The organism is Mycoplana azooxidifex, assembly GCF_014196765.1.
Lineage (GTDB): Bacteria > Pseudomonadota > Alphaproteobacteria > Rhizobiales > Rhizobiaceae > Mycoplana > Mycoplana azooxidifex.
In genome coordinates, this window is sequence record NZ_JACIEE010000006.1 from 32,565 (window position 1) to 51,292 (window position 18,728).

The 18,728-nt window shown below is 64.6% G+C and carries 19 protein-coding genes and 1 pseudogene; 12 read left to right on the forward strand and 8 right to left on the reverse strand.

Annotated elements, in window-relative coordinates; all coding sequences use genetic code 11:
* Nucleotides 1-131: 131 nt before the first annotated feature.
* The 3 genes and pseudogenes from GGQ64_RS14585 to mobB all read left to right on the forward strand — a co-directional run bounded on the left by GGQ64_RS14585 (nucleotide 132) and on the right by mobB (nucleotide 2,335).
* Nucleotides 132-1,024: pseudogene (locus GGQ64_RS14585) on the forward strand (DMT family transporter).
* A 115-nt stretch (nucleotides 1,025-1,139) separates the two neighbouring features.
* Nucleotides 1,140-1,811, forward strand: coding sequence for a molybdenum cofactor guanylyltransferase MobA (gene mobA / locus GGQ64_RS14590; RefSeq protein WP_343059481.1), 672 nt, complete (start codon nucleotides 1,140-1,142; stop codon nucleotides 1,809-1,811).
* Complete coding sequence (gene mobB, locus GGQ64_RS14595) at nucleotides 1,808-2,335, forward strand: molybdopterin-guanine dinucleotide biosynthesis protein B (protein ID WP_183805539.1); 528 nt, start codon at nucleotides 1,808-1,810, stop codon at nucleotides 2,333-2,335. The genes mobA and mobB overlap by 4 nt, the downstream gene beginning before the upstream one ends.
* A gap of 77 nt (nucleotides 2,336-2,412) precedes the next feature.
* On the opposite strand, the gene GGQ64_RS14600 is transcribed toward mobB, so the two are convergent.
* The gene (locus tag GGQ64_RS14600) at nucleotides 2,413-2,937 is read right to left on the reverse strand and encodes a dihydrofolate reductase family protein (RefSeq protein ID WP_183805541.1); all 525 of its coding nucleotides are present in this window, start codon (nucleotides 2,935-2,937) and stop codon (nucleotides 2,413-2,415) included.
* A 46-nt stretch (nucleotides 2,938-2,983) separates the two neighbouring features.
* Here GGQ64_RS14600 and GGQ64_RS14605 point away from each other — a divergent pair, with 46 nt between their 5' ends.
* Entirely contained in the window at nucleotides 2,984-3,550 is a 567-nt protein-coding gene (locus GGQ64_RS14605) for a TetR/AcrR family transcriptional regulator (protein WP_183805543.1), read from the forward strand.
* A gap of 69 nt (nucleotides 3,551-3,619) precedes the next feature.
* On the opposite strand, the gene GGQ64_RS14610 is transcribed toward GGQ64_RS14605, so the two are convergent.
* Nucleotides 3,620-5,698 carry an OmpA family protein gene (locus tag GGQ64_RS14610; RefSeq protein WP_183805545.1) on the reverse strand — a complete coding sequence of 693 codons (2,079 nt, stop codon included), beginning with the start codon at nucleotides 5,696-5,698 and terminating at the stop codon, nucleotides 3,620-3,622.
* A 361-nt stretch (nucleotides 5,699-6,059) separates the two neighbouring features.
* Between GGQ64_RS14610 and GGQ64_RS14615 the strand changes: the two genes are divergently transcribed.
* The 4 genes from GGQ64_RS14615 to GGQ64_RS14630 all read left to right on the forward strand — a co-directional run bounded on the left by GGQ64_RS14615 (nucleotide 6,060) and on the right by GGQ64_RS14630 (nucleotide 9,055).
* On the forward strand, nucleotides 6,060-6,842 hold the full coding sequence (locus GGQ64_RS14615; RefSeq protein WP_183805547.1) for an ABC transporter substrate-binding protein: 783 nt from the start codon (nucleotides 6,060-6,062) through the stop codon (nucleotides 6,840-6,842).
* Between the two features lie 159 nt (nucleotides 6,843-7,001).
* The gene (locus tag GGQ64_RS14620) at nucleotides 7,002-7,805 is read left to right on the forward strand and encodes an ABC transporter permease (protein ID WP_183805549.1); all 804 of its coding nucleotides are present in this window, start codon (nucleotides 7,002-7,004) and stop codon (nucleotides 7,803-7,805) included.
* Nucleotides 7,802-8,632, forward strand: a complete 831-nt coding sequence (locus tag GGQ64_RS14625; RefSeq protein WP_183805551.1) for an ABC transporter permease — start codon at nucleotides 7,802-7,804, stop codon at nucleotides 8,630-8,632. The genes GGQ64_RS14620 and GGQ64_RS14625 overlap by 4 nt, the downstream gene beginning before the upstream one ends.
* Nucleotides 8,633-8,788: 156 nt before the next feature.
* A complete protein-coding gene (locus tag GGQ64_RS14630) occupies nucleotides 8,789-9,055 on the forward strand; it encodes an usg protein (RefSeq protein ID WP_183805553.1) in 267 nt (88 codons plus the stop codon).
* 32 nt (nucleotides 9,056-9,087) lie between these two features.
* On the opposite strand, the gene GGQ64_RS14635 is transcribed toward GGQ64_RS14630, so the two are convergent.
* Entirely contained in the window at nucleotides 9,088-9,813 is a 726-nt protein-coding gene (locus GGQ64_RS14635; RefSeq protein ID WP_183805555.1) for a DUF2270 domain-containing protein, read from the reverse strand.
* A 136-nt stretch (nucleotides 9,814-9,949) separates the two neighbouring features.
* On the opposite strand from GGQ64_RS14635, the gene GGQ64_RS14640 reads away from it, so the two are divergent.
* The 3 genes from GGQ64_RS14640 (at nucleotide 9,950) to GGQ64_RS14650 (ending at nucleotide 13,427) form a co-directional block, all read left to right on the forward strand.
* Nucleotides 9,950-10,783, forward strand: coding sequence for a class I SAM-dependent methyltransferase (locus tag GGQ64_RS14640; protein WP_183805557.1), 834 nt, complete (start codon nucleotides 9,950-9,952; stop codon nucleotides 10,781-10,783).
* Between the two features lie 93 nt (nucleotides 10,784-10,876).
* Nucleotides 10,877-12,382: a hypothetical protein gene (locus tag GGQ64_RS14645; RefSeq protein WP_183805559.1), complete on the forward strand. Its 1,506-nt coding sequence runs from the start codon at nucleotides 10,877-10,879 to the stop codon at nucleotides 12,380-12,382.
* Nucleotides 12,383-12,554: 172 nt separating this feature from the next.
* Nucleotides 12,555-13,427, forward strand: coding sequence for an NAD(P)-dependent oxidoreductase (locus tag GGQ64_RS14650; RefSeq protein WP_183805561.1), 873 nt, complete (start codon nucleotides 12,555-12,557; stop codon nucleotides 13,425-13,427).
* A 57-nt stretch (nucleotides 13,428-13,484) separates the two neighbouring features.
* Here GGQ64_RS14650 and GGQ64_RS14655 read toward each other — a convergent pair whose 3' ends face one another.
* The 4 genes from GGQ64_RS14655 to GGQ64_RS14670 form a co-directional block, all read right to left on the reverse strand.
* Nucleotides 13,485-14,408 carry a cation diffusion facilitator family transporter gene (locus tag GGQ64_RS14655; RefSeq protein WP_183805563.1) on the reverse strand — a complete coding sequence of 308 codons (924 nt, stop codon included), beginning with the start codon at nucleotides 14,406-14,408 and terminating at the stop codon, nucleotides 13,485-13,487.
* A gap of 52 nt (nucleotides 14,409-14,460) precedes the next feature.
* Nucleotides 14,461-14,946 (reverse strand): Lrp/AsnC family transcriptional regulator, encoded by a 486-nt coding sequence (locus GGQ64_RS14660; protein ID WP_183805565.1) that lies wholly within the window; start codon nucleotides 14,944-14,946, stop codon nucleotides 14,461-14,463.
* 68 nt (nucleotides 14,947-15,014) lie between these two features.
* Nucleotides 15,015-15,632, reverse strand: a complete 618-nt coding sequence (locus tag GGQ64_RS14665) for a uracil-DNA glycosylase family protein (protein WP_183805567.1) — start codon at nucleotides 15,630-15,632, stop codon at nucleotides 15,015-15,017.
* Nucleotides 15,633-15,716: 84 nt separating this feature from the next.
* Entirely contained in the window at nucleotides 15,717-16,301 is a 585-nt protein-coding gene (locus GGQ64_RS14670; RefSeq protein ID WP_183805569.1) for a thermonuclease family protein, read from the reverse strand.
* Nucleotides 16,302-16,599: 298 nt separating this feature from the next.
* On the opposite strand from GGQ64_RS14670, the gene GGQ64_RS14675 reads away from it, so the two are divergent.
* Nucleotides 16,600-18,132 carry a sensor histidine kinase gene (locus tag GGQ64_RS14675; RefSeq protein ID WP_183805570.1) on the forward strand — a complete coding sequence of 511 codons (1,533 nt, stop codon included), beginning with the start codon at nucleotides 16,600-16,602 and terminating at the stop codon, nucleotides 18,130-18,132.
* Between the two features lie 23 nt (nucleotides 18,133-18,155).
* Here GGQ64_RS14675 and GGQ64_RS14680 read toward each other — a convergent pair whose 3' ends face one another.
* Nucleotides 18,156-18,557 carry a diacylglycerol kinase gene (locus GGQ64_RS14680; protein WP_183805571.1) on the reverse strand — a complete coding sequence of 134 codons (402 nt, stop codon included), beginning with the start codon at nucleotides 18,555-18,557 and terminating at the stop codon, nucleotides 18,156-18,158.
* Nucleotides 18,558-18,728: the final 171 nt, after the last annotated feature.

The following is an 18,728-nucleotide window of genomic DNA, read 5'->3' on the forward strand; positions in this document are numbered from 1 at the left end:
TCGGCATGGTGGCTTTTCGCAAGCCACGGTCCGCCGGCCGCCCGCCGTTCCCCCTTCGAGGCGACCGGGCGTCGCACTGGCGCCCCGCCGCCATCGCGGCTATCACAGGCAGACGTCTCGGGAATCGCAGCATGAACCTCTCCGCAAACCACAAGGGCGCACTCTTCATGGCGTTGGCCATGGCCAGCTTCAACGTCAACGACGCGCTCGTGAAGTCGGTCACCGGGGCGATGAACCCGGGGCAGATCATGTTCGTCCGGGGGCCATGATCATCGCGCTCGCCTGGCCCGCCCGGGCGCTGTTCTGGCGGCGCGTGCTGCCGGACCGCAAGGTGCTGGTGCGGGCGGCTGCGGAAGTGGGCGCCGCCCTCACCTACATCATGGCGCTCGGCCTGCTGCCGCTCGCCAACACCGCCGCGATCCTGCTTTCGCTGCCGCTGGCCGTGACGCTCGGCGCGGTGCTGTTTCTCGGCGAGACCGTCGGATGGCGGCGGTGGCTCGCGATCATCTGCGGCTTCGTCGGCGTGCTGATCGTGATCCGGCCCGGTCCGGACGGATTTTCGATCGGCGCGGCCCTCGCGATCGCGGCCGTCGTCTTCGCCGCCACGCGCGACATCCTCACCCGCCGCATCGATCCCGATATCCCCGCGGCGCTGATCACCGTGGTCACCGCGCTCTCCATAACCGCCTTCGGCGCGCTGATGATCGTGCCGATGGGCGGCTGGCAGCCGATCGAGTGGTACATCTTCGTTCGGCTCGCCGTTTCGAGCGTCGCGCTCCTGATCGGATACCAGTGCATCGTCTTTGCGATGCGGGCAGGCGAAATCTCCTTCGTGGCGCCGTTCCGCTATACGAGCCTCATCTGGGCGATCGGCATCGGCATCGTCTTCTTCGGCGATATTCCGGATTTCTGGATGTGCGTCGGCGTGGCCGTGATCGTCGCTTCCGGCCTCTATGCCTTCAACAGGGAAAACCGCAGGCGCGCGGAGCCGATCGCGCAGACGTCGGCGATCGAGGGACCTTGAGCGCTGGTCCGCCGGCCCGGACGATCGTGGAGGGGGCGTTGCACCGTTGGAAGACAGGTCTAGAATCGGACGTAACAGGATAGAGATTGAAACAGTTAGCCAGGCCCGCGCCGCCGTGACAGATAAGCCGAACGCACAGACCACACCCCCCTACCCCGGATCCTCCGTCCCCGGCGTCGTCCTCGCCGGCGGCCTGTCCAGCCGCATGGGTGCCGACAAGGCCCATGTCCGCCTCGGCGGCGTGCCGTTGCTGGAGCACGCCCTGCGTCGCTTCGCTCCCCAGGTCTCCTCGCTTGCGATCAGCACCAACGACACGTCCTCGCCGGTGCTCCACGCCTTCGGGCTGCCGCTCCTCGGCGACCCGGAGGGCGTCCGATCCGGGCCGATCGGCGGCGTGCTCGCTGCACTCCGGGATGCGCAGCTCAGCCATCCGGCCGTCTCCCATGTCGTGACGGTGCCGACGGACAGCCCCTTCTTCCCGGCAGACCTCGTCGCCCGGCTGCGCGCTGCCGTGGACGGACCAGACGGGATCGCGTTCGCCACGTCCTCCGGCGGCGCCCACCCCGTCTTCGCGCTCTGGCCAGTCGCGCTCGCCGACGATCTTGCCGGCTGGATGCGCAGCGCCGGCACGCTCCGTCTGCGCAGTTGGCTCGAACGGCACGATGCCAAGGCTGCCCACTTCCCCGATTGCGAGACGGCCGAAGGGCCGCTCGACCCGTTCTTCAACGTCAATACGCCCGGCGATCTCGAAAGGGCGGAAATCTGGCTCAGGGCACTCGACCGATGACGACATCCCCTCCCCGCATCTTCGGCATCGCCGGCTGGAAGAACTCCGGCAAGACGGGCCTGGCCGTGCGGCTCGTCGAAACGCTGGTTTCCCGCGGCTTTCGGGTCTCCACCATCAAGCACGCACACCACGATTTCGACATCGACAAGGTCGGCGCCGACAGCTACCGCCATCGCCAGGCCGGGGCGCAGGAGGTGACGATCGTCTCGGGAACGCGTTTTGCCATCATGCACGAGTTGCGCGGCGCGCCGGAGCCGAGCTTCGAGGAGATCCTGGCGCGGATCGCGCCGTGCGACCTCGTGCTGATCGAGGGCTACAAACGCGAGCCGATCCCGAAGATCGAGGCACGGCGCCAGGAATCCGCCAACCGCACGCCGCTCGCGCCGGAGGATCCCCACATCGTGGCGATCGCCGCCGACCACCCCGTCACCGACACCGCACTGCCGGTGTTCGATCTCGACGACACCGATGCGATTGCGGACTTCGTGCTGCAGACGGTGGGATTGCCCCCGAAACAGAGCTGACCCCGTCCTGGGCCACTAGCTGTCCTGCGTTCGGGGATGGTCGCGCAAGAATTCCCCTACCCGGCATCCGCAGGGCGTTACATCCGGTAATGGAGTCGCACGCAGCCCTTGTCGATCACTGCCGCGCTGATCAGCGTCGGACTTGCGCGAAAACCGGTGAGGGGAAAGAGCGGCTGCCCGGCGCCGAGTATTTCAGGTATGACGTAGATCTCGATCTCGTCCAGCGCACCGCGTTCCATGAACGCCATCTGCAACTGCCCTCCTCCCACCATCCAGACGTCGCCATCGTCGAGGGCGCGCAGTCTTGCGATCAGCGCATCGACATCGTTGCAGATTTCCAGCAGCCCCTTCGGATTGTCGAGCGGCCGCGAGGTGACGACGATCACCCGTTGATCTGCGTAGGCCCAGGGTGATGGATCGCTGGCAATGAAGTCATAGGTGCCGCGCCCCATCACCACGGTGCGGATGCGTTTAATGAAACGGCGGTAGTCATGTTCGCCAAGCTCCATGTCGTCATATTTGTACAGCCAGTCGAGCGAGCCCTCGCCGGAAACGATGAGCCCGTCCAGGCTCGCTGCGATATAACCCAGAATTCTCGCCATGACCGCCTCCTTGCAATATAAATGAATGTACGTTTATAAATAATCCATGCCAAGACACAAGATGATTTCCGACGAGCAGGTGCTCGATGACCTGTTCGACCTGATTCTGGAAACCGGACCGGACGGTCTCACATTCGCGCTGTGCGCCAGGGCCTGCGGCCTGTCGCCGGCGACCCTGGTCCAGCGCTATGGCAACCGGCAGGGGCTCGTCGAGGCCGTGCTGCTGCGGGCGTGGGACCGGCTGCAAGCCGAAACGGAGGCGGCGGATATCGAGGAGGCGGTGACGCCACAAGGTGCCATAGACCTCCTCATGCGCCTGATGCCGCCCGAAGCTGCGGAGCACAATGCGGCCGATGGGTTGCTGCTGTTGAGGGAGGATATCCGCAACCCCAATCTTCGTGCTCGAGGCGCAAACTGGGGTCGTACTCTTGCCTGCGCTTTGGGCCGTCGCCTTTCCAGCGATCAGCATGAGGCGGAACGGCTTGGATGGCAGATGGCGGCGCTATGGCAGGGTGCTCATACGTGGTGGGCGTTTACCCGCCACGGCGAAGCAGAGCACGCCATCAGGCGAATGTTGGAAGAATGGTTAGCCTTCACACATGCCGAGATATGAACGACAGCAGACGCACCAAGGCCGCCGGATCGCTCCGGCGGCCTTGGTAAATCTTCTTGACGTCCCGCTTCACTCGGCCGAGGCGACCGGCTTCACCAGCGGGGTGACGCGGCGGATGGTGACGCGGCGGTTGAGCTGCTCGGCGCCGTCGGTCGAGACCTTGAGGTAGCGTTCGCCGTAGCCCTGGGTCGACAGGTTCTCCGGCGGGATGTCGTAGACGTCCGTCAGGAGGTTGGCGACAGATTCGGCCCGTTCGTCCGACAGGATCAGGTTCGAATCGTCCGATCCGACCGCGTCAGTGTGGCCCTCGATCAGGAAGGTCTCGCTCGGATCCTTGTCCAGCAGTTCGTTGATCGCGTCGGCGACCTGCCGCAGCGTCGATGCCTGCTCCATCGAGATCTCGGCGCTGCCGGTGGCGAACGTGATCGTGTCGAGGTCGATGCGGCGCACCTTGTCGCGGATGCGGGCCGAGTACTTCACCTCGTCCAGCGTATAAACGCGCTCGACCGGCTCGACCGGTGGAAGCTCGAGGAACTCCCGATAGTCGCGATCGTAGTCGGACGAGGTGTCGATGATGTACTCATCGACAGGCACGCTCAGGCGCATCGGCGGCAGGTCGAGGCCCGGATCGTAGAACGGCCGGTCGTCCACGTAATCGACCTCCGGCACGTAGTAGAGCACGTATTCCCGGTCGCCGACGAAACGCGAACGCTGGATGACGGTGCCATAGTCGTTGCGGATCGTCACCACCCGGACGCCGCCGGGGCGCTCGATCGTTTCGCGGACACGACCGTCGCGCAGGGTCTCGTAGTAGGTGTCGCCGCCCCGGCGCGACAGGCGGTCGCTGTCGTAGTGCCGCACGAAGGTGCGGTTGTCGATGTTGTAGATCACGCGGTTGTCCTCGCGCCGGCCGATCCGCACATTGTCCGGGTCGCGATAGTCCGGCCGCCGGTCGCGGCGCTCGCCGCGCTCGCGATCGATCGATTCGTGGCGGTCGTAGCGGCGGCGGTTGCCGTCGCGGTCCACCTGGGCGTCCGCATCGGAGCGGGGCACGCGCACGTTAGCCTTGCGACGCTCCTCCTCGCGCTTCTTGCGGGTTTCCTCGCGCGAACGATCCCGGCGGTTGTCGGCGTCCTTGTCGCTGTCGAGCACGGCTGCGCCGCCGACCACCGGCAGGTCGATCGTCTCGGTCGTCTTCGACGGATCGCGGGCGATCCGCTCGCGCTCGGCATCGCGCTCGCGGCGGGGACGCTCACGGTTCTCCTCGCCCGCACGGCGCTCGCGGTCGGCTCCGGCCTTCTGGCGACGCTCCTCGCGGGCGCGCTCCCTGTCGGTCTGCTTGCCGTCCGTCTGCTTGCCATCGGGCTGGTCACGCCCGGCCTGGTTGCGATCGGAGTCCTTGCGATCGGAGTCCTTCCGGTCGGTCTGTTTGCTGTCCGAGGGGCGCTGGTCCTTGTCGCCGGCGCGCTGTTCCTGCTCACGCTTCTGGTCCCTGGCCTTCTGGCTGTCGGACTTGCGCTTGTCGTCGCCCTGCTTCTGTTCCTCGGCCTGCTGTTCGCGCTTCTTGTCGCGCTCCTGGCGCTGGCTGTCGGATTGGCGCTTGTCGTCGTTCTTCTTCTGCTCCTCCGCCTGCTGCTCGCGCTTCTTGTTGCGCACCTCGCGCTGCTGGCGCTGGCTGTCGGACTGACGCTTCTCGTCGCTGCGCTTCTGTTCCTCGGCCTGCTGCTCACGCTTCTTGCTGCGCTCTTCGCGCTGCTGGCGCTGGCTGTCGGACTGGCGCTTCTCGTCGCTGCGTTTCGGCTCCTCGGCCTGCTGCTCGCGCTTCTTGCTGCGCTCTTCACGCTGCTGGCGCTGGCTGTCGGACTGACGCTTCTCGTCGCTGCGCTTCGGCTCCTCGGCCTGCTCACGCTTCTTGCTGCGCTCCTGCTGGTCGCCGCGTTGCTCCTGCTGACGGCCTTCCTCGCGCTGCTTGCGACGCTGCTTGCGCAGTTCCTCTTCGGACGGGTCGCCGTTCGATTGGGCAAGGATCACGTCCTGCGCGACTTCGACCGGGTGCATCGCCCGATAGGCCGCAGCGTCGGCCGGTTGCCAGATCATCGATGCGATCGGCAGCGTTACCGTGGCAAGCAGTTTGGTTCGAGTACCCATGGTCTTTTCCTTGTTGTTGCGTTTCCTCGGTGGCGAGGGTCAACCAATCATTCCGGGCGAATTTGTGTTTCAACCGGAACGGTTAGCGTCTTGATATTCAACGATATCGGCCTCCGCCTGAACTCGTCGTGAACGTCGTGTTGAACCTTCGTTCACCTTCGGGACAGGTCAACGCCCGTCCACGTCGATGGTTCCCGCAATCCACAGCCCGCGGCCCGTCCCCGGTCGCTCTGCGGCGGATTGGCCGTTGATTTTTTCCGCAAAAGCTGGCGATTATCGCCGCAAGCGGACCTACCGTGTCCGCCGAGCGCCGGCAGAACCACAAAAACCCGGCCGGCCTGAACAAACAGAGAGGATCTCAATGCGCATCTCCAAACGTCTCACCATGGCTGCAACCGCTGCCGTCTTCACGCTGATGGCCGGCGCGGCGATGGCCGATGGTGAAAAGATCATCATCGGCACCGAAGGCGCCTACCCGCCCTTCAACAATCTCGAGGCCGATGGCACGCTCACCGGTTTCGACATCGACATCGCCAAGGCGCTCTGCGAGGAAATGAAGGCAGAATGCACCTTCGTCACGCAGGACTGGGACGGCATCATCCCTGCCCTTGAAGCCAAGAAGTTCGACGCCCTCATCGCTTCCATGTCGATCACCGAGGAGCGCAAGCAGAAGGTCGACTTCTCCGCCAAGTACTACAACACCCCGCCGGCGATCGTCGTGCCGAAGGATTCCGACATCACCGCCGCCACGCCCGAGGCGCTGGCCGGCAAGTCGCTCGGCGCCCAGTCGTCCACGACGCACTCCAACTATGCCGAAGCGCATATGAAGGATGCGGAGCTGAAGCTCTACCCGACCGCCGACGAGTACAAGCTCGACATCGCCAACGGCCGAATCGACGGCGTGATCGACGATGTCGTCGTCCTGTCGGAGTGGCTGAAGACGGACGACGGCGCCTGCTGCAAGCTGCTCGGCACCCTGCCGATCGATCCGGTCATCAACGGCGAAGGCGCCGGCGTTGCCGTCCGCAAGGGCGAGACGGCACTTGCCGACAAGTTCACCCAGGCGATCGCGGCCATCCGCGCCAGCGGCAAGTACCAGGAAATCAACGCCAAGTACTTCCCCTTCGACGTCTACGGCGAATGACGCCTGCCCGCCGGAACGCAGATTTTCCGGCATGATCGAGTGTTGTGACGACGGGAGGGCTTGCCCTCCCGTTTTTTTTGTTTGAGAACTGCTGCAATCAAAAGGCGTTCCAAAACGCTGCAAGACGAGCGCGAAACGCGCCCCGGGGGTTCTTTAGGCATGAGCGGGTTCTTTTCCGCCATCGCGGAGGCGGTTTCCGCATTTCTCGGCTTCATCGATCCATTGTGCGGCCCGGCCGGCGTGTTCCGCTGGTTCGCCGAGGGCACGCTGCTGTCCTGCGGCGATGCGGGCTGGGGCGACGAGATCGCGATCGGCTTTCTCGTCACCGCCAGCCTTGCGGTCGCCACGCTGCCACTGGGCCTGCTGATCGGCTTCTTCATCGCGCTCGCCAAGCAGTCGCCGGAGCGTTCGCTCAGACTTGCCGCCGACATCTACACCACGATCTTCCGTGGCCTGCCGGAACTGCTGACGCTGTTCATCGTCTACTACGGCATCCAGATCCTGGTGCAGAACCTGCTTTCCGCGCTCGGCTATCAACAGGCGATCGAGATCAACGCCTTCGTCGCCGGCATGATCGCGCTCGGCGTCGTCTTCTCTGCCTATTGCTCGGAGGTGCTGCTGTCGGCCTTCCGGGCCATCCCGCGCGGCCAGTACGAGGCGGGCTATGCGCTCGGCCTGCACCATGGCCGCACGATGGGCCTGATCATCGTGCCGCAACTCGTGCGCATCGCGCTGCCCGGGCTCGGCAATCTCTGGATGGCGCTGCTCAAGGATACCGCGCTGGTCTCGGTGATCGGGCTCTCGGACATCCTGCGGCAGACCGGCATCGCCGCGCGCGTGACCAAGGAGGCGTTCCTGTTCTACGGCATTGCCTGCGGCCTCTTCCTCGTGCTCGCCTTCCTGTCGTCGATCGTCTTTTCGATGATCGAGGCGCGGGTGCAGCGCTCGGAGGTGCGGCGATGAGCGTGGTCACCACACTTCTGCCGCCGCAGGCGCCACCGCCTGCCCCCGCCCGGCCCTACACGCTGTCGCGCTTCGTCGGCAGCGCCGTGCTCGGCATCTGGCTGGCGCTGGCCGTCGGCATCTTCCTTACCGTCGTCGACGGCTGGGATCCGGCAAAATTCTCGCGCTATGCGCCGAACTATCTCTCCGGCCTCGGGGTGACGCTGCTTCTGGTTGCTCTTTCGATCACCCTCGGCGCGGTCGTCTCGCTGCCGCTCGCCTTCGCGCGTATGTCGAACAACAAGCTTTTGTCCTGGCCAGCCTATGCCTATGTCTATTTCTTCCGCGGCACGCCGCTCCTGACCCAGCTCTTCCTCGTCTACTACGGCCTGGGAAGCTTTTCCGCCGAACTCAAGGCGATGGGCCTCTGGGGTTTCTTCCGCGACGCCTGGAACTGCGCGCTTTTGACGTTCACGCTGAACACCGCCGCCTACCAGGCCGAGATCTTGCGCGGAGCGATCGAGAGCGTGCCGCGCGGGCAGCACGAGGGTGCCGCCTCGCTCGGCCTGCCGGGACGCGTGACCTTCTTCAAGATCATCCTGCCGCAGGCGCTGATCGTCGCGCTTAGGCCCTATGGCAACGAGATCATCCTGATGATCAAGGGCTCGGCGATCGTCTCGATCGTCACCGTCTTCGACCTCATGGGCGAGACGCGGCGCGCTTTCTCGCGCACCTTCGACTACCAGACCTATCTCTGGGCGGCGCTGCTCTACCTCATGATCGTCGAACTGATGCGCAACGTCTGGGCCTGGCTCGAAGCGCGCCTGACCCGCCACCTCAAGCGCTAGCCGCAATTGGCCGCGACCTTGGCAGCACTCGTCGCGATCTGCTGCCAAGCTTCTGTTTTTCAAGACTATTCTTTGTCATGGATGAAAATCGGCAATTGATTTGTCGGCAAGGACGGCGGATCATCGGTGATCATTCACGATGGAACGAGGTCCTGGATGACATCGGACATGGAATTGCAGCTGAAGGGCTACGGCATGACCACGGCCCAGATTCTCTACCGCATGCCGGACCACCCTTCGCTGCTGCAGACCTACATCTGGCAGCAATACGACCTGGCGCCGGACTTCCCCGAGATGCACCATTTCCTGCAGTTCTGGCAGGAGACGCTGGACGGGCCGCTGCACTCGGTGCGCTACGTTCACCGCAGGCTCATCTCGGCCACCGAGTGGCGGTCGCTGAAGGGCGAGTTCATCCTGCACTGAGGGTCGTGCCGCAAACGCCCCTCCGACCGGCATCAGACGTGCGCTTCGCCGCGCACCCGTTCGCCCTCTCCGCTGTCGCGATGAAACACGCCGGCCAAGATGATGGCGTAGAAAGCCAGGACGAGGGCAAGGACGACGGCGCCGGGGATCGGCCCGAAGGCGGCGTTCTTCAGCACCTGTGCGAACGAGAGCGCGACATCGACGGTGCTTTCGGTCTCCGTCATGCTCGACGAGGAGATCTTCAGTGCCCAGGCCAGAAGCAGGATGAGGTACATCCAGGAATAGTTGCGGCGCAGCCGGCGGCAGGCGGCGTCGCGGTAGCTGATGAGGAATTCCGGCTTGCGGAGGCTGGCCGCGACCGCAGCCCCCCAGTCCGGCGCCAGATCGCCGTGCGGCTGCAGGAATTCAGCAAAATACTTCTTCTCCACCTGGCGAACGCGCGCGCGATAGACGTCGAAGAAGCGGTAGCGTCGCGCCTCGATCAGAAGCAGCAGCGTCACCAGCAGCATGGCAAACAGCAGCACGCCATGATGGGAATTGGGCGTCGACAGCGAGACCGACAGCAGTGCCGCCACGACGGTGATCGCCCAGTTGGTCGTCCGGTCGATCCGGTCGCGCCAGCCTGCCATTCGCCCCATCTCGCCGCGGTAGTAGTGGACCATCAGGTTGATGGCCTCCGTCGAGGTCACCGGAGGCGCCGGCGATGGATGCGGCTCCCTTTGTCCTTGCGCCGACAGCGCCGCCACCTCGCCATTCATCGCCCACCTCCCTTTTATTGTTTCTGTTGAAGGGAATGATGCTCCTCTTTGTTCCACTTGTGAAATGTCAATTTCAACCATCGCCGGACGCCGGCCCCGATCTCCGCCGTCATTGCCAAACGCCCTGCCCCACCCTATGACACCGTTCATGACCAAGATCGACGAAGAAGCGCTCGCGGAAGCCTATAACCGCGCCCTTGCCCTGGAGAAATCCGGCCAGTTCGATGCCGCCGTCGCGGCCTATCGCGAGGTGCTGGCCCTCGACCCGGAGGATCACGGCGGCGCGGCCGTGCGGATCGCCTCGATGGGGCGCGGGGAGACGCCCGAGAAGGCGCCCGACGCCTATGTCGCGACCCTCTTCGACCAGCATGCGGAGGTCTTCGAGGACGTGCTCGTCGAGCAGCTTGGCTATGCCGTGCCGGTGCTGGTGCGCCAGCGCCTGCAGGCGCTGGCGCTGGGACCGTTCGCGCGGATGCTCGACCTCGGCTGCGGCACCGGCCTCACCGGCGGGACGCTGCGCGACATGGTCGAGGACATCACCGGCGTCGACCTGTCTGAGAACATGGTCGAGGTCGCACACGAGAAGGACCTCTACGAGACGCTCTACGTCGCCGAGGCCGTCGATTTCCTCGACGACAACGACGACGAGCCGTTCGACCTGATCACGGCCACCGACGTGCTGCCCTATGTCGGCGCGCTCGAGCCACTCTTCTTCGGCGCCGCCGACAACCTGCAGACCGGCGGCCTGTTCGTCTTCTCGTCTGAGACGCTGCCGGCCGAAGCCTTCGCCGAAAGCGGCTTCGTGGTCGGCCCGCACCAGCGCTTCGCCCATGCCGAAAGCTACGTCCGCGACCGCCTCGAGGCGACCGGTTTCGACCTCGTCGAAATCGGCGACATCACCGTGCGGTTGGAAGAAGGCGAACCCATCGCCGGCCAACTGGTGGTGGCGCGGTACAGGGGCGAGGTATAGGCAGCCACCACCGCTGATAGCAGCCGGTTTGTAGATCGCTACCGGAAAACAGCTAGACTCGCGCCCGCATCGGCTTGAGGGGGGCGGGCGCAGATGGCACAGCTTGCGGAACTTTCGCTCTACGACTACCTCGTGTCGATCCCGCTCTGGCTCTGGCAGAATGTGGACGGGTGGGCCCTGCTGGTCGCCGTCCTGACGCCGGCGCTCATTATCTTCGGTCGCCAGGAAATCCGGCTGCGCCGTGTCCGACAGATCTTCGACTTCGAGCGCACTTTCGGGAACATCAGGACGAGCGAGGATGGCAAGAAGATCAACCCGTCCTTCGAATTCGTGCGGTCGAAGTATCTCTCGGATGTGGACATGGCGGGCACGTTCAGCCAACCCGACTACCAGCATCCCAACGCCGCGCAGATTCAAGAGATCCTTGACCGGATCACGCGGCTGGGCCGGCGGCGCGACCGTCGCCTGCTGGCGTCGTCCGTCGGCCTGATGATCGTCCTCTATTTCGGCGTCGATGCCCTTCTGGCGGCAATCACCTGCGGCTTCGGCAGCGTCACATGCAGTTGCGCCCTGACCCATTTCGCACCCTGCGATGCAGCGCTCAACGCGAGCGAAAACACGGGCGTCACCTACAGCGCCCTGGTCACGATCGGTGGACTCGCCTTTGCTGGCGCCTTCGTTGAGACTTTTCGCACGTTCCTTCGGCACCTGGCGGTTTTCGATCTCAGCGCCTACACCTTTCTGCGCCAGACCGGCGAGATGGTCGCAGCCATCATCTTCACCATGATCGCCTTCGCAGCCATTCCCGATCCCCTCCAACCCTTCACCAGGGGTACGGAGAGCGACGGAATCCCGTGGCTGTGGATCGCTCTCGCCCCGATCCTGGGATTGATGCCGCGTTCGGCGACCCAGTTTGTCTACATGAAGACGAAGAACCTCATCACCTGGTTCAAGACCGAAGACGACCGCTTCCAGGAGGTCACGCGCGTCACCACCGTCGACGCCATCGACGGCATCGATTTTCCCACGCGTTTCCGTCTGGAGATCTGCGGCATCTACGACGTCCAGAACCTCGCCACCACCAACCCGATCATGCTGCACATCGAATCGCCCTTCGGCATCTACCAGTGCATCGACTGGGTAGCTCAGGCGCAGCTTTGCCACATCCTCGGCCTTGAGAAGTTCCTGATGATGCGCGAACTGAACATCCGTACGATCTTTGACCTGGAAAGAGCCATCGACAGCCGTGACGGCCCCGACGAGGTCGACACGATCTATGCCGGCGTGCTGTTTGCAGCCACCGACAATCTGCGCAAGGCCGCCCAGATCGGCGGCAACCAGCCCATGATCATCGAGGACGGCAAGGTGACGCCGGCGACTGTGGACGCCTACTGCATCTGGGCCCGCACCGTCATCGGAACAGAACCGGCACGCGCGAAGCTCTCGGTGGAGCATCTGATGCGCTGGATCGGTGACGACCTGCACGTGCGCCGGTTGCGGCTGATCTGGAACGACATTTCCCGCACGCTCGGTAAGCGCTCAGAGGCCCTGCCGGATACCCAGGGGCATCGGGGCAGCGGACAAGTACGGAATCCCTGACCGCTGGCGGATGAATGGACTTCGATTTGCGCCCGACAGCCCGTCCCATCTCCAGTCCCTGCCCTTCGTTGCATCGGCGCCCGTCGCCTGAACGACCCGGATTGCCACGCACCCTTCCGCCTCGCCGCCGTTTCGGCTAAACCCGTCGGCGACGATCACAGGAGTGTCCAGCATGGCAAATGTCGCATTCATCGGGCTCGGCGTCATGGGTTATCCCATGGCGGGCCATCTCAAGGTCAAGGGCCGGCACGAGGTCACCGTCTACAACCGCACATTCGCCAGGGCCGAAAAATGGGTGGAACAGTTCGGCGGCAAGGCCGCCCGGACGCCGGCCGAGGCCGCCAGGGATGCCGATTTCGTGTTCGTCTGCGTCGGCAACGACGACGACCTGCGCTCGGTCACGACGGCAGCAGGCGGCGCCATCGAGGGCATGAAGCCCGGCGCGATCCTGATCGACAACACCACCGCCTCGGCCGAGGTCGCCCGCGAACTCGACGCAGCGGCACGGCAGAAGGGCTGCGGCTTCATCGACGCCCCCGTCTCCGGTGGCCAGGCGGGCGCGGAAAACGGCGTGCTGACCGTCATGTGCGGCGGCGACGAGGCGACGTTTGCGAAGGCCAGGCCGATCATCGGCGCCTACGCCCGCATGGTCGGCCTGATGGGGCCGTCGGGTGCGGGCCAACTGACCAAGATGATCAACCAGATCTGCATCGCCGGCCTCGTCCAGGGCCTCGCCGAGGGCATCCATTTCGGCAAGCGCGCCGGGCTCGACATCGAGAAGGTCATCGAGGTCATCTCGAAGGGGGCGGCCGGCTCGTGGCAGATGGAAAACCGCCACAAGACGATGAACGAGGGCAAGTACGACTTCGGCTTCGCCGTCGACTGGATGCGCAAGGACCTGGACATCGTTCTTTCCGAGGCCAAGCGCAACGGCGCCCGCCTCCCCGTCACCGCGATCGTCGACCAGTTCTACGGCGACGTCCAGGACATGGGCGGCAAACGCTGGGACACCTCGTCGCTGTTGGCCCGGCTGGAGCGCAAGTAGGCCGCACTCAAGCCCAAGGAGCGGCAGTGCGCGCGCGCTGTCGCTCACCTGCTCTCCTCATTCAGCCCATTCGGCATCGGCGGTGAAGGCGATCGTGAGCCAGCGATTGTCGACGTCGCCGCCGATCTCGTCGCCGATTTCGTCACGGATCCGGTCCCACGCCTCGATGCTTCTGGCAGGCTGGCCTGGCGGAACGATGAAAAAGAGCTCGATCTGCCGCGCGCGGCCGACCCTTGCGACATAAGCCCGATAGGAGAAGAATCCGTATGTGCTCACGGTCCTTTGGGCAATGCGATCGACCTGCGCCTGCAGGTCGGACGGCGCGATCAGCAGGATATCCGCCAACGCCTGCCGGACTGTGCCGACCGGAAGCGGGATGATGACGATGCAGACGAGCGCCAGCACGGCGGGATCGACATAGGGCACCATCCAGCCGTGCCGCGTTCCCTCCACCGAGAGGCCCAGGACGAAGGCTGCGAGCAGTGCAGCGGTGATCCCGCCCGACATCAGCCACGCCTTGACGTCGAGCGCGACGAAACCGGATTTCAGGACCCGGTTTGCCCGCCAGCCGAGTGCGGCCATCGCAAGGCAGGCGACGAGGGTGACGGCGGCATAGGCGATGGCGTATCCGAACTCCAGGTCGCGCCCGCCGTTCAGGATGCTCGATACGGCATTGATGAGGGCGTAGACCGAGACGGCGATCAAGAGCACGCCGTTCAGCCCGAGCACAATCGGCTCGAGATGCCAGAACCCCATCGTGAAACGACGGGCGAACCGGCCGGGCAAGGTGCCCTGCGCGGACTTGACGATCAGCGCCGATACCCACAGCGCCAGCACCGTCATGCTGGCGTCCGCGAGCGCATACACGCCGTCGAAGACAATGGAGAACGATCCGGACAGGAGTCCGAAGACGATGCCGAATGCGGCCACGACCAGCGTGGCCAGGATCGAGATGCGCAGCACGTCCTGTTCGGTCCGCATGCTTCCCCCGCAGAGCGCTACGGCAGAGGTCCCCGTCTCGGCGCGGGTGGCCTCAGTCTTCGCCGGACTTCTGGTCCACCATCATGTAGTCGAGCGGCAACTCTGTCGTGTACTTGATCTGCTCCATGGCGAAGCTCGAGGAGACGTCCCTGATCTCGATGCGGGCGATCAATCGCTTGTAGAAGGCATCGTAGGCGGCGATATCGGGGACGACCACCCGCAGGAGATAATCGACGTCCCCGCTCATGCGATAGAACTCCACCACTTCGGGAAACTCGACCACGACCTCGGAAAACCGCTTCAGCCATTCCGTCGAATGGGAACTCGTGCGGATAGACACGAAAACGGCGACCTTGGTGTTCACCTTGACGGGATCGAGCAGCGCGACGCGGCGGCGAATGACGCCGTCCTCTTCCATCTTCTGGATCCGCCGCCAGCACGGTGTCGTGGACAGACCGACCTTCTTGGCAAGATCCGCAACGGCGAGCGTCGAATCTTCCTGCAGCAGGCGCAGGATCTTGCGGTCTAGGCGGTCCATGGATACTCCCCTCATTGAAACGAATTTTCTATTTGAACCACTCTTGCGGCAAAAGAAAGAACGATATTTCAGCCGGTCAAGGTTTTCACCCGCTTTCGCAACTCCGGCAGCAATTCCTCCTCAAACCATGCATTGCGTTTCAACCAGCCGCTGTTTCGCCAGCTCGGATGCGGCAGAGGCAGGATCGACGGACGGCCATCGCCGTCGAGATAGCGTCGCCAGGAAAGGACGGTCGCGGTCATCGATCGCTCGCGCAGCGGGCCGAGATGCCAGGCCTGCGCATACTGGCCAACGGCAAGGACGAGCCGGATCTGCGGCATCGCGGCCATGACGGCTGCCCGCCACTGCGGCGCGCATTCCCGTCGCGGCGGAAGGTCGCTGCCCGCGGCGTCATAGCCCGGGAAACAGAAGCCCATCGGCACGATCGCGAACCGGTCCCGATCGTAGAATTCCTCCCTGGAGACCTGCAGCCAGTCGCGCAGGCGATCGCCCGAGGCGTCGTTGAACGGCAGGCCGGTCTCGTGCACGCGCAGGCCGGGCGCCTGCCCGGCGATCAGGATGCGGGCCTGGTCCGACAGGACGGCGACGGGCCGGGGCTCGTGCGGCAGCCGGAAGGCATCGCCGCCGAATGGCGCGTCGCGACAGATGCGACAGGCCGCAATCGACAGTCGCAGAGCCTCGATCATGGCAGCGTCAGGCTGCGCAGAATCAGGCTTACCAGCGTCTGGCTTGGCAGCGTCAGATTGGGCCGCCGTCATCGCAGGCTCCCGTCAGCCCGCCCCGAAGAAGCGCAGAAACGCACCCAGATAGGTCTCCACCGGCACATGCGGTTCCTCCTGCGGCCGGCCGTGCCGCCGCCGCCAATCCTGCGGGCGGTCGAACACGCTGCTCCAGAGCCCTTTGCGCTCCTGGCGCGCAAAGCTCTCGGCCTCTTCGTAGTCGCCATAGGAAACGGCAAGGCCATCGCGCACCATCCGCTCGCCGACATCTTCCTCGCCGATGCGGCATCGGGCAAGCGTGCGATCATACTTGTCGGTACCGATGAGGCTACAGGCAATGCCGCCATGCCTCAGCATCTCGGCCAGGTGCGAGCGCGCGGACGCGCCGCAATACCAGTCCGTCTCGCCGCGGCGACAGACCTGCGTCAACTCCGGCGCATCCATGCCCGACAGGCGGATCCGGCGGCCGTCCACCGTCAGCGTATCACCGTCGGCGGCCCTTGCCGTGCCCGCGAACAGTTCCGTCGCCGGACCATCGTTGAGGCGCAGGGCGATCAGCGCCATCAGCGCCAGGATCGCTGCGGTGACGACAAGGTCGGCCCATTTCCTGCGATAGATAAAACCATAGCCCAACATCGTATGCACCCTTGGGCTTCTGCCCCGGACCGGCCTTCATGCCGCGTTACGCCATACCGCCGGGGCTTGACCGCCCCGACGCACCGCATGCGTTCCCGGTCCTGCAGCGGATCGGAAGGCATGCACGATATCAACGTCTTGCTGCTGTCTTCGCCAGCCCGTCGCGCCTCCCCCCGGATGCCCGCGCAACAATTTGGCCTTAGCTTCGAAATGGTTCGCAAATCGCTAATGCCCGGCAGCATCTTCTTAAGAATTCCACAATAGACTTCGCCTGGTAATCGCAACAGTTGCACAGGCCATGGGTCCCGGCGTCAGTACCACGCACGACAAGATCATCGTCGACAGATCGCGCAGCCACCGAAACAAGGCTGTCTCGCGGGCCGTTCGCGCGACCCGAGAGCGGCTGCAGACGGCGACCGGGACGTCGCCCGCGTTCGAACGCGACATGCTTCTGCTCTACATCGAAGCGGTGCTGAACGGCGCCCTGGTGATGCCTGTGCTGGTCTTCGCCATCACCGGCCTCGGTCTCTACCTGACCCGCGACGCGGCCTTCATCGCCTGGGGCCTGCTGGCGCTCAGCCTGCACGCGATCAGCATCCTTCTGGCAAAGCACGTGCGCCTGAAGGGGCTTCCGCCCGAGGAAGTCAGGCGCTGGCACCGGCTCCTGCTCGCCGCCCAGGTGCTGATGGGCGTGGGCTGGGCCGTCTTTGCGCTGCAGGACTGCAGCGCCTGCGCCGGCAACGGCTTTGACTTCTACAAGGGGACGGTGCTGCTGGTCGCGCTCTGCGTCACCTCGATGAGCGCGCTGATGCTGCGCAACGCCGTCCTCTACGCCTTCCTGCCGACGGTGCTCGCGCTTATCTACAACGCCACGCGCAAGCCTGACCCGATCGTGCTCGGGATGACGGCTTTCATCTCGGTGGCACTGGTGTTCCTCACCTTCGTCACCAAGCGCATGCGCCACACCAGCCAGCAGCTCCTGTCGTTCCAGTCGGAGAAGGACGACCTGATCGCGGAGCTGGAAGTGGCGAAATCGATGTCGGACGAGGCGCGCCGGCGGGCCGAGGAGGCCAATCTCGCCAAATCCCGCTTCCTCGCCTCCATGTCCCACGAACTGAGGACGCCGCTGAACGCGATCCTCGGCTTTTCCGAGGTCATGAATACGGAGGTGCTCGGCCCGCTGAACAATCCGGTCTATAAGGAATATACGGCCGACATCCACAACTCGGGAAAGCACCTGCTGAACCTGATCAACGAGATCCTCGACCTGTCGCGCATCGAGGCCGGCCGGTACGACCTCAGTGAGGAAGCCATCCGGCTGGTGGAGATCTGCGAGGACTGCATCGGCATGGTGCAGTTGCGCGCCCGCACCAAAAACATCTCGATCAGCGAGCAGTTCGAAACGGACATGCCCGACGTCTGGGCCGACGAGAAGGCGATGCGCCAGGTGGTGCTCAACCTTCTCTCCAATGCCGTCAAATTCACCCCGCTGGGCGGGGAGATCACCGTCAGGGTCGGCTGGACGGCCGGCGGCGGGCAGTATCTGGCAATCCGCGACAACGGCCCCGGCATTGCCGAAGAGGAGATACCGATCGTTCTTTCGGCCTTCGGCCAGGGTGCGATCGCGATCAAGAGCGCCGAACAGGGAACCGGCCTCGGCCTGCCGATCGTCCAGGCGATCCTGGCCAAGCACAATGGCGAGTTCATCCTGAAGTCCAAGCTTCGCGAGGGCACGGAAGCCATCGCGATCCTGCCGGCCAAACGGGTGCTTCAGAGCCTGCCAATGGAGAAGATCAAGACGGTCTCGCCGCGCCGCAAGAGCTTCGCCTGAGGCCCCTATCGCTCACTCCACGCTCAGAGAAAGTGCGAGAAGATCACCACATAGGCCGCATAGACCGCATTGGCGAGGATCAGGCAGAAGCAGGCAAACGAGCCAAGATCCTTGGCGTTGCGGCCCATGTCGGAGATTTCCGGCGATACCCGGTCGACGATCTCCTCGATCGCCGTATTGATGGCCTCGAAGGCCATCATCAGCAGGAACAGGATGCTCATCGCCACATACTGGAACAGCGTGGCGCCGGTCGCGACGAAACCGACCATCACGGCTGCGAAGGCGAGAAGTTCGTGGCGAAAGGCCGCCTCACCCAGAAGGCGCCTCGCGCCGCCGAGCGAGTAGCTCGCGGCGGCGAAGAGATGGGCCAGCCCCTTGTGCTTCTTCACCGGGCTCGTATCGATCCTGCCTTCGGCCATGGTCATCGTTTTCTCTCGCTGGCGGCTGCGCGCACGCCCTCTCCGTCACATAGTGTTCACATCATGCCTGCAAAGTGCAAACATTGCATTGCCATGTCCGCCGCCCGGCCCTTAGGGAGCCGAGGTGGCAGAATGAAGGCCGCAGGCGCGCTGCGCCGGGGCCTCCAGCGCGCCGGG